We start from the raw sequence: 11,139 nt of genomic DNA, 5'->3' as shown, positions 1-11,139 counted from the left end.
ACGACTGTCCCCTCCGCCAGGAACGCTTGCGAGACAATAGCAAGAGCGCCTGCCCTGGAGGCCAGGCGCTCATTTGCGACTGCCACTTTCCACCCGGCGGGAGCGGGCTTTTTGAGACCGGTGGGCTGGCAGCCGCTGTTACCGTGACAGGATGTCGATGCTGTACACCAGGCCGGCGGCTACCGCCACCTGTACCTGGTCACCCTCTCTCAGGGAAGTGACGTCCACCAATTGCCCGTTCAGCCGCACCTGGACGCGGGTCGACAGGCGGTAGGTGAAGGTGTTCCCGGCCGTATCCTTCAGGGTGATCGTCCAGCGGTTGTCGGCATATGTGATCGATTCTACCAGGGCGGTGAGGGTCGCCTCCGGTCGCTCCTCGACCTGGATCTCCACGACCACGCCGTCCTGCAGCCGCAGCTCGACCCGGTCGCCCACCTGCAGCTCCTCCACCGGCAACGGCTCACCTTCGTAAGTGATCACCGCGTTCGCCGCCACCCGGGCCACCAGGGTGTCGTCATCATCCCCGTACACGGTCAGCGTGACGGTCCCATCGCTGGAGGTGGTGATGGCCGAGATGGTGCCCTCGAACTCCTGCAGTTCCTCGCTTTCCTCACGCTCCTGGATGGTGATACGCGCCACCACGTGGTGTTCCAGGCGCAGGTGGACCTTGTCGCCCACCTTGATCTCTTCCAGACCCACGTCCTTACCGCGGTAACGCACCCTCACCTGGTCGGCCAGGCGCAGCGTGATCTCGTTCTGCTCCTCGGTGCGCACCGTGATGGTCTTCTCCGCCGTGTTCAGGGCGGTTACCGTGCCCTCCACCTCAGCCACCACGGGCGGGGGAGGCGGCACACGCCAGGTGCTGCGGGCTTCTACGACCACGGCTACCTTCTCGGCGTTCACGACCAGGCGGGTCCACGCTCCCGCGGGGAGATCACCCAGCTCCGCCGTTTTGCCGTCGAGCAGGATGAGGGCGTCCGGCGAGACCTTATACTCCTGACGGCTCACCACCCGGCCGTCGACAGGAGGCACCACGTTCACGCTACCCTGGGCGTCCACATTGACCTCGGGGCTCATCTCAGCGCTGCCCTGCATCATGGGCCCGATGGGAGGCCAGGGCGGACGGATGGGCCACCAGGGCGGCCACGGCCACCAGCGCTGGTACACCTCCAGGGTGACGGTGCTATCGTCCTCGCTGACAGCCACCAGCCTGCCCTCTACCTGGTAAGGCGAGCGCGGCGGGAGCCGGAAGTCCGCCCGGTCAAGCAGGGCTGCCATCTCTAGGCGGGTCACGGGCTTCTTGGGGTGGAACTTGCCCTCGTTGTCCCCCACCACGATGCCATACCTCTGGGCCACGGCAACGTACCCCACGAGGTCGGCCGGGATCAGGTGGGCATCCTTGAAGCTAAGGGCAGCATCCATGCTCGCCAGCGCCTCGTCTTCCAGACCCATGGCCTTCACGAGCAGGACCACCACGTCAAGTCGGGTGGCAGGCTTGTTAGCCTGGAACTGCCGGCCGGTGTCAAGCAGCCGATCGAGCAGCCCGTTCCGCGCCGCCACGTCCAGGTACCCCAGCGCCCAGGGGGCCTGGGCCCGTACCTGAGCGGCGTTGGCGAAGCTGAGCTGGGCGGTGGTGCGCTCCTGGGCCTGAGTTTCCAGGCCCATAAGGCGCACGGCCATGGTCACGGCTTCTGCGTAGGTGAGCGTAGCCCGGGGGGCGAACCGGTTGCCGCCCACTCCCCTGATCAATCCCTTGGCCCGCATCTTGCCCATGTACTCGTGACCCCAGGTGACCTCGTCCTCGTCGTCGAAGCGCCACTGGGCCAGCTTCTTGGCCAGTCCGGGCGGCATGCCCTGCCGGCCGGCCACCGTGACCGTGCCTCCCGCGTCGAACCGTTCGTCATCACCGGCCAGCACCCGGCCGGGAAGCGTGCCCACCAGCACCGAGACGGCCAGCACCAGGACGAGGAACATCCCCAGCATCCTGCCGGGGAACCACCTGCGCATTCGGAATCTCATTGCTTCCCCTCCTTTCTGCCTGGGACGCTTTCCCTATAAATAATCGCCGCCCACCCGAGATTTAGGGGGGTGGGGGCCCACACCGGGGTAACCTCAGCAAGATGGGCAGGCTTATGATGAACAGCGCCTGGACCAGAATGCAGAAGGCAAGATACGGCCGCTGGCGGCGGATGAAGAGCCGACCCACCCCACAAAGCAACAGCACAGTTCCCAGCGCAATGAACATGCGCACTGCCGGCTCCACAGCGCATCCCCTCCGCCGGACGGAGAACTTCCGCCCCAGGTATTGAAGGCAGGTTCACTGTGCGTCAGCAGACGGGCCCCCACCCCCGTCCCCCGCGCCCGGCCCGCCCGCCTGCGCCCTCTTCACGTCCCGGATCTCCACGTTGGGAACCCGCACGCCCCACTTGCCGGTCAGTTCGTCCAGGTTGGTACGGATAGAGCGCGCCAGCTGCCCCCGCTCCGTTGCCCCACTTCTCCGCCACGCCTGCCCGGAGAGGACACGCTGTGCTTAATGGGATAATTCGCCATCAAGGGCCAGCAATCCCCTCGCACCGTGGCCAAACCCCGTTTATTGCCCAAGCTTGAGCACAAGAAGCCGGTAGTCCGCCGTCAGGCCCAGTAACCGGTCGGGAGACAGCCAATGCGCCTCCATCAGCTTCTCGCCGCCCCACCTCCGGGGCACAACCGCGCCGGCACGTTCGCTCCCCTCGCCACCCGCCGTGGACACGAGCAGGAACCACAGTTCCCATCCCTCGCCCGCACCCGGCGACACCAGCAGGGCCACTTGCTTCCCGTCGGGCGAGCACCCCTGGAGCCTCACCGGTCGATCACCCAGACCGGCGCTCAGGTACCCGCTCACCCGGCCGCTCTCCAGGTCCAGGACAAACAACCGGTACGCCTGCGGTGCGGCCACCGCGGGCAGAGACACCGGCTGCGCAGTAACCCAGACCAGCTTCTTGCCGTCGGGCGACCAGCCAAGAACCTCGTGGCCCCTCGACCCGTCGGCGGCGATGCCGGGCTGTGGCACCCTGACGACCGCCCCGCCCTCCCTGTCGACCACCCACAGCGCCGGTTGTAACTCGTCGCCCGCGGTCCCCAGGACCCCCTGCGACCGGTCGTCCTCCGCAACCGCCTGGCCGGAGGTCACCTGCCCCTGCGCGGCCCCGTCGGATGTACAGAAGGCCAGAAGCTGCGCCTGGCCGTCCCAGGCGACCGGTCCCCGCGCCAGCCAGTGCATGTGGCCGGGAAACGCATCCGCACAGGTAACCAGCTGCGGAACAAGCCGGGACCCGCCCCCAGGCCGCAGGTCGCGCATGTCTACCCGGTACAGCCCCGCGAGCGTCAGGTAGTAAAGATCCTTACCGTCCGGACTCCAGGCCGGATGGGCGTCGTCGAGCACGATCCCGCCTTCAGCGGGGCCCACGTCCCGGGGCTCCAGTTCAATGGCGCCCAACACCTTGCCGGATCTGACCGAGAAAACGCGGACCTCCATCCATCGTCCCGGCTGGTGATCGTCGGTGCTGAGGTACGCGATGTAGTCGCCGTCGGGGGACCAGGCCGCCCGTCCCGCATTCCCCTGGTTAGGGAGTTCCCTCACGTCACGCCCGTCGACCCGGGCCAGGGACGGGACGTTCCCCAGCGCCGGCCGGTAGAAAACCACATGCTCGCCGCGCGGCGACAGCACCAGCCCGTTGGCCGTTTCGGGAAACGGCACTTCGGACAAAACCTCAAGTTCGACGCGTTCGGGCGCCTCCACAACAGCTGCCGGCGGGGGCTCGGCGGCACCGCCCCCACACGGCGCCCCGGAATCATCACCCTGCTGCCCCTGACCGGGCAGCGCACCCGTGCGGAGTGGTCAGCCGCAACCCGCCCCCGCCACCACCAGCCCGGCGAGAAGCCCCACAGCCACACCTATCAGGACAAACCAACGCACCCCGCTCCCCCCTCACTCCGGGACAGCACCCCGGAATTTCTCCGGCACATCGGTGATTCGGGCGGGGGCGGGGAGGTCAGCGCCCCGGGCTACTTGCGGAGGGCTTCCGCCGGGGAGAGGCCGGATGCCTGGTACGCCGGGTAGACGCCAAATATGAGGCCCACCAGCAGGGCGGCCCCCAGGGCAGCCCAGGAGCCGGTCCAGGTCATGGCCGTCTCGATGCCGTAGCGCTCGATCACCCCGGTCCCCAACCACCCGGTGGCGATCCCCACCAGGCCGCCCACCACGCTGATCAGGAGCGCTTCCAGCAGAAACTGCAGAATCAGGTCGCTGCGCCGTGCGCCCAGGGCCTTGCGCAGGCCAATTTCCGCCGTGCGCTCGGTGACCGACACCAGCATGATGTTCATGATGCCCAGACCACCCACGAGCAGCGACACCCCGGCGATGGCACCCAGCATGAGGGTCATCACCCGGTTGGCCTTGGACGCCTCCTGCACGAGTTCGTTGAGGCTGGTCACCGACAGGATGGCGCTGGGCGGCACTTCCTGCTGCTGGCCCTGATCGCGCTCGGACGCTCCGGGCGGCCGCGGCTCCTCCATGCGCACCGGCGGCGCGTAGGGCCCCACGGGACGACCGATCACCACGCGGCCGCCCTTCATGATTGCCCCGGGCAACACGCCGGGCTGGCCGGGACCCTCCTCGCCCTCGGCTGGCTGCTCGTCGGTGATGCCGAACTTCTTGCGGTAGATGCGGCTGATCTGCGCCACCGCCGCGTCCACCGTATCCTTGCTGACGGCCTTGCACCAGATCTCGTTCACCCTGTACTGCCGCGTCAGCCGCTGCGCGGCGGTCACCGGGATGACGATTTTGTTGTCGATGTCGTCGGCCATACCCGCCCCCTTGGGGGCGAGCACGCCGATCACGGTGAACCGCTGGTACCCGATGTAAAGGCGCTGTCCCACGGGATTGCGGCCCTGGAACAGGTCATCCACCAGGTTGTAGCCCACCACCGCCACCCGCAGGCGATTGGCCACGTGCAGGTGGGTGAAGAAGTGCCCTGCCGCCATGGCGTGCTCGCGCAGGTAGGGGAAATCCTCGGTCACTCCCAGCAGCTTGACCTGGGCTCGCACCCGGCGCCACTTGACGTCGGCATCGGCCTTCACCACCGGCATGGCCACCGAGATGGTGGGCACGCGTTCTTCCAGCTCGATGGCGTCCTGGGGGCGCAATTCGGCCCGCCAGTGATGACTCTCGATCTTGATGAGGTTGGTGCCCAGGCTCTGGAACTGGCGGACGATGACCAGGCGCGCACCCTCGCCGATGGCCACCAGGCTCACCACCGAGGCCACCCCTATGGTGACTCCCACCATGGCGATGGCCGAACGCAGGCGGTGGCTGGCCAGACCATCGACGGCCGTGCCCAGGCTGAAGGCGAACCGCACCCAGCCGGTCCACAACCCCGCCCACACAGCCCTGGGGAACAAACGCACCGTGAGAAAAGACCACAGGGCCTGCGGCAAGCCCGCCCACGGGCGATGCCGGGGGGAATGTCGCGACTGCTGGAGGGACATGCTACCTGCCACCTCCGGGCGGCGGGACGGGCTTCGTACCCGGCGCCTTTCCGCCGGGGGTCTTCCCGGTACCGGGGAGCACCAGACCCTCCTTCTGCTCGGGAGGCTTCTGGGGACCGAGACGTTCCAGGGAGCTGCCCGTGATCACCACCTGGCCCTCCTCCAGCCCTGCCAGCACCTCGGCCCACCGGTCATTGCACAGGCCGATCTTCACCGGCACGCTCTCCGGACCCTTCTCGGTGAGCACATCCACCCTGGCTTCGCCGTCCTCTTCGTATACGGCCTCGATGGGGATGAGCAGGACGTCCTTCTTCTCGTCCACGAAGATGCTCACGTTGGCGGTCATGCCCGGCTTGAGCTCCTCGGTGCCCTCTACCTCCAGGAAGCAGCCGTACTGGGCAAAGCCGCCCTCAGTGTGGCCCATCATGTCCACCCGCAACACCCTGGCCTTCCAGCTCCTGCCGGGAAGGGCCTCGACGGTGATGGTCGCCTCCTGCCCCTCCTTTACGTTCACCACGTCCAGCTCGTCGATCATGATGTTGAGGTTCATGCGGCTGTTGTCGAAGATGGAACCGATGCTCTGGCCCGCCTGGACCTTCATACCGGGGTTGGCCCAGATCCAGGCCACGGTGCCCGCAATCGGGGAACGGATCTCCAGCTTGTTGCGGATGTCCTCCTTCTGGGCGATCTGCAGCTCCTTCTGGCGGATCTCGAGCTGCTTCTGCTCGATGTAGCGGCGGGTGCTCTCGCCCCCCAGGCTGACGATGGGGTCGCCCTTTTCCACGCGCTGCATATCCTTGACGTGCACCCGGGTGACGGTCCCCCTGGCTGAGCTGCGCACCACATCCTCGGCCTTGTAGCGGTCGATGGTCTGGGGCTCGCCCACCTCGATGGGGCCGCGCGCGGCCAGGATGGTGAGGCGGTACTTCATCCCCGGCTTCAGCAGGCCCCTGTTCTGCGCTTCAATGGTGACCCGGCACACCAGGTAGTTGTCCTTGGGCACCGGAGTGTCATCCACCGCCGTCACCGTCCCCTCCACCGGAGCGGCGAACTCCTCGAACCACAGCTGGGCTTTCTGACCCACGCTGATGTATTTGACGTCACCGGGGTTCACCTCGGCGATGGACACCACGGTGGCGTCGTCCACGATGCGCGCCACCAGGGCGCCTTCCTCAACGGCGTCCCCGTTCTTCAGCCTGAGCTCGGTCACCCGCCCGGAGATGGGAGCCGAGATCTGCACGCCCCGGTTCGGGTCCACCCTGGTTACCTGCTCCGGCGGCACCCCCAGGACGCTCGCCAGTTCCAACCGCGCCTGCTCCACCTGGAACATGAGTTCCTGCAACTCATACCCGATCTGGTCGTTGCGCAGCGTGGCCACCAGCTGGCCGGCCTCCACCCGCTGGCCGCGCTGCACCTCCACGGACACGAGCGTGCCGTCGGCCGCCGCGGTAAGCTCACTCAGGAAGATGGGCTGTAGCTGCCCCGTTCCCTCCACGGTAACCTTCAGGTCGCCGCGCTTGACCCTGGCGGTGGCATACACCGGCCCCGCCGGCTCCTCCGGCTTGGGCAGGAGCTTCTTGTAGGCAAACGTCCCGCCCCCCACCAGGATGACTGCCACCACTACCCAGCCGACGATCCGGCGCCACATCTCTTACCCCTCCTGCCCCGGTTGCGCAGCACCCGTCCCGCCAATACGCGGCGACGCGGCTCCCGCGTCCCCCGCCGCGCTGTACACGCACGTGCCGGCCCCCGGCCCACCGTCTTCCCGGGCCGGCACCATGCAACCGTCACGCGTGGCCGGCGACGGGCGCCCGTGAGGCGGCCCGTCGGACACGATCTGGCCGTCCTGCAGGCGCACGACCCGCCGGCTGTAGCGCGCCATGCGCTCGTCGTGAGTCACCTGCAGGATGGTAATCCCCCGCTCCCGGTTCAGCCGGGAGAACAACTCCATCAGCTCCTCGCCGGTGCGACTGTCCAGGTTGCCGGTGGGTTCGTCGGCCAGGAGCAAAGCCGGCTCCCCCACCAGGGCACGGGCGATGGCCACCCGCTGCTGCTGCCCCCCGGAGAGCTCGGTGGGACGGCGCGACGCCTCCGCCTCCAGCCCCACGGCGGCCAGGGCCTCCTCCGCTCGCCGCCGCCTCTCCCGGGGCGGCACCCCGCGGTAGACGAGCGGCAATTCCACGTTCTGCCGTGCCGTCATCCGGAGCAGCAGGTGGAAGCTCTGGAATACGAACCCCACCATGCGGTTGCGGATGGCGGCCAGGGCGGCATCCCCCAGGCCGTTGACTTCCCTGCCACCCAGTATGTAAGTGCCCCGACCGGGATGGTCGAGGCACCCGATGATGTTGAGCAGCGTGGACTTCCCCGAGCCCGAGGGGCCCATCACCGAGGTAAACTCGCCTTCTTCCACCTCCAGGGTGATCCCCCGTAGGGCTGGCACCTCCACTTTCCCGATGCGGTACGTCTTGTGCACGTCCCGCAGCACAACAAGCGGAATACCACCCACCCCCCGGAATGCCCGGCCCTTGCAACCGCGAGGTCCCACATGCGCCCCGGCACGCGGGAACCCGCAGAGACGTGCACGCGGTTCGCCGTTCCCGCTATATGACGTCAATACCCAGCCAAATGTTGCATCTTCCCGGCCGCCCGCGACTCCCGTGCCTCTCACCGGGCTCCTAGCAGATCCAGGGCCCGGTCAAGCTGGGGATCCTGACCCGCGGGCCGCACCCTGGGCCAGTCAAAGGGGGCACGCCGCAGGGCAGCAAGCGTCGCGGTATCGGCCACCCCCGCGGGCGATAGCCCCTCCCACTGCTGAAAACGGATCAGCGCCGCCCGGGTGCGGGGGCCAAACACACCGTCGATAGGTCCCGGATTGAACCCCAGCGCCGCCAGGTACTGCTGCAACGCCCGCACAGCGGACCCGCGCGCACCGTACTTGATGGTCGTCCCGGTCGGGAGGAGCGGTAGCTGCACCTCGTCGCCCAGAGGTCGCCGCCCGGCCACCACCACGTCTGGCGTGATCCCCATCCCGTATATGGAGCGTGCGTTCGGCGTAAGATAGCGCGCCACGGAAATGCGCAGAACGCCCCCGTTGGGCAGGGGAAACACGTTCTGCACGGCCGCTTTCCCCGTGGTGCGGGTACCCACCACCTTGCCCACGCCCCGGTCCTGGATGGCGCCGGCCAGCAACTCCGCCGCGCTAGCCGTGTCCTGGTCCACCAAGACCACCAGCCGGAAATCCCACGAGGACGAGTAGGAACGCAGCACCTCCAGCTTGCCGCGCCGGTCCATGGCGAAGCCCACCACGCCCGCGGGGACGAACGCCTGGGCTGCCTCCACCGCCTCCGAAACCAGGCCACCGGGGTTGTTGCGCAGATCCAGGACGTAGCGCCGAATGCCCCAGTCGCGCAGCACCTCCACCAAGCCGCGGAAATCCCGACCCGTCCCCTCCTCGAACCGGGAAATCCGCAGGTACGCCACGTCACCGGGTAGGATCTGCAGCCGCAGGCTCTGCGCCGGCATCTCCTGTCGCCGCAGCGTCACCCGGCTGAGCGCCCCCGAGGACCGCCGCAGGAGCAGTGTCACCTGCGACCCGGCCGCCCCCCGCGTGAGCCGCTCGATCTCACCGGCAGACAAGCCGTATGCGGGCCACCCCGCCACCTCCAGGATCACATCGCCGGGCACGATCCCCGCCCTCTCCGCGCTCGACCCCGCCGCCACCGCCATCACGGTCGGCTCTCCCCGGACGACGTCCACCATGATGCCTATGCCGCTGACGCCGCCGTCGCGCAACCCGGCATATTCCCCGGGCGGTATGTACTCGGCGTAAGGGTCTCCCAATGTCCTCACCAGCGCTTCCAACAGCACATCCCAGCCACCGCGCTCGTTGAACGGGGATATGGCCTTATCCCGGATCAACTGCACCGCCGTCACAAAGGCAGCTAGGCCATCGGAACCGGGGCTTTGGGCCCCACCCGACCCCGACGGCCCCAGCACGGCCAGCCCCACCAGGCTGACCCCCACCACACAAACAATTGACAAGCTCCGCATTCTGCTCAAACTCGATCACGCCCCCCGAAGAGGCGCCCGTCAGCCGTGTTATCAACACCGTCAGGGTCACTTCGCCATTATCCCGGCCGCATCCTCCCGCTTATGCCCGAACCTCACCGAGCATTACCCATCCGGCCCAGCACCCACTCCTTTGCTCGCTCGAGAGCAACGTCTGGCCCATTCACCCCCGGTTGCCGGCAGATCTCACGCAGCGTGGCTTCATCGACCACTCCGGTAGCCCTCATGCCTCTGCCTGCCTGAAAGGCGCGAACGGCCCTCTCGGTCCTCGGCCCAAATATGCCGTCGGGTTCACCGCAATCAAACCCCAGCTCCTCCAGCACCTGCTGCAACGAGAGGACATCGAGCCCGACGATTCCCTTTTTCAACACCCTTCGCCAACTCAACGTCTGATTCCAGGCAGGCCGAGCGGACTCTTCAGGGATCTCGATGTCTGGCTGCAACCCATATCCTTCGATGTAATGCCCCCGGGGAGTGAGATAAGCCGCCACCGTAAGCCTGACGGCTCCCCCGTCCGCGAGAGGGTACAACCCCTGCATCGTCCCCTTACCAAAAGTCGGACTGCCAACGAGAATCCCCACGCCTCGATCTCTGATCGCACCAGCCAATAACTCCGCTGCGCTGGCCGTGCCCCCGTTGACCAGCACAGCCACGGGCACGGGCGACGGAGACCCGTCGACGCGCAACACCCTTTCCCCCTCAATCCTTTGCACCAGCAGCGCAATCGGGCCCGGAGGTACAAGGAGCGACGCCACTTCCTTCGCTTCTTCCACGATACCGCCACCGTTGTTGCGCAAGTCCAGTACCAGCCCCCGCACCCCGTGATCACGTCGAAGAATCGCCAGGGCTTCCCTGAACTCCAGAGCGGAACCGGAGCTAAACTGTAGTATGCGGATGTACCCCACCCCGTCCCCCAGCGGCCGCCACTCCAGGCTGGGCAAGGCCACCCGAGCGCGCTGCACAACCACCTGTACGGTGCCCTCCATCCCGGGCCTCGCGACCTCCAACGTCACGTCCGTTCCGGCAGGTCCCCGAATCCTGGACCCCACCTCCTCGAGCGTCAACCCACTGACATTTTCGCCATCCACCTTCAAGATACGATCTCTCGGGCGGAGGCCAGCTCTCTCCGCGGGAGACCCGGGGATGGGGGACACGACCGTCACCTGATTATCTCGCATCTCGATGGTTACCCCGATCCCCTCGAATGTCCCCTTCACTCCCTGCAAGAAGGCTTCGACCGCTTCCGGGGACAGGTACGCGGAATACTGGTCTCCCAATGCCCTGACCATGCCCTCGAGCGCCCCGCGCCACAGCCGTTCCACCGGGACGGACCGCAATGCAAGGCTCTGCACCAGGGCCATTGCCTGCCGGAACGCCGTCTCGCCAGGCCCGTCACCAACTTCGCCCTGTCCCGAAGCAACACGCCAAGGCAACAGCCCCACGGCAGCCGATGCCGCCACCACGAACACGAGAACTACAACCGCAACCGCGCGACCGCGCGTCCTCCTCACTTTCAAGCCCCCCATAGAAAGCAATTGGGGGGCG

At 67.3% G+C, this 11,139-nt stretch carries 8 protein-coding genes; all 8 read right to left on the bottom strand.

The genetic code is table 11. The features are described 5' to 3' along the window. Positions 1–138 precede the first annotated feature (138 nt). On the bottom strand, positions 139–2,019 hold the full coding sequence (locus AB1446_08030) for an S-layer homology domain-containing protein (GenBank protein MEW6546847.1): 1,881 nt from the start codon (positions 2,017–2,019) through the stop codon (positions 139–141). A 61-nt stretch (positions 2,020–2,080) separates the two neighbouring features. Further along, positions 2,081–2,263 carry a hypothetical protein gene (locus AB1446_08025; GenBank protein ID MEW6546846.1) on the bottom strand — a complete coding sequence of 61 codons (183 nt, stop codon included), beginning with the start codon at positions 2,261–2,263 and terminating at the stop codon, positions 2,081–2,083. A gap of 327 nt (positions 2,264–2,590) precedes the next feature. Continuing rightward, a complete protein-coding gene (locus AB1446_08020) occupies positions 2,591–3,745 on the bottom strand; it encodes a hypothetical protein (protein ID MEW6546845.1) in 1,155 nt (384 codons plus the stop codon). 299 nt (positions 3,746–4,044) lie between these two features. Next, entirely contained in the window at positions 4,045–5,526 is a 1,482-nt protein-coding gene (locus AB1446_08015) for an ABC transporter permease (GenBank protein MEW6546844.1), read from the bottom strand. 1 nt (position 5,527) lies between these two features. Then, positions 5,528–7,174 (bottom strand): efflux RND transporter periplasmic adaptor subunit, encoded by a 1,647-nt coding sequence (locus AB1446_08010; protein ID MEW6546843.1) that lies wholly within the window; start codon positions 7,172–7,174, stop codon positions 5,528–5,530. 3 nt (positions 7,175–7,177) lie between these two features. Beyond that, positions 7,178–8,011 carry an ABC transporter ATP-binding protein gene (locus tag AB1446_08005; GenBank protein ID MEW6546842.1) on the bottom strand — a complete coding sequence of 278 codons (834 nt, stop codon included), beginning with the start codon at positions 8,009–8,011 and terminating at the stop codon, positions 7,178–7,180. Positions 8,012–8,190: 179 nt separating this feature from the next. After that, positions 8,191–9,567 carry a S41 family peptidase gene (locus AB1446_08000; GenBank protein ID MEW6546841.1) on the bottom strand — a complete coding sequence of 459 codons (1,377 nt, stop codon included), beginning with the start codon at positions 9,565–9,567 and terminating at the stop codon, positions 8,191–8,193. A gap of 122 nt (positions 9,568–9,689) precedes the next feature. Then, entirely contained in the window at positions 9,690–11,105 is a 1,416-nt protein-coding gene (locus tag AB1446_07995) for a S41 family peptidase (protein MEW6546840.1), read from the bottom strand. Positions 11,106–11,139 lie beyond the last annotated feature (34 nt).

The organism is Bacillota bacterium (genome assembly GCA_040757085.1).
Taxonomy (GTDB): Bacteria; Bacillota; Sulfobacillia; order JACIYH01; family JACIYH01; genus JACIYH01.
The sequence above is the reverse complement of the archived record's forward strand: the minus strand, read 5'-3'. Positions and strand labels throughout refer to the sequence as shown.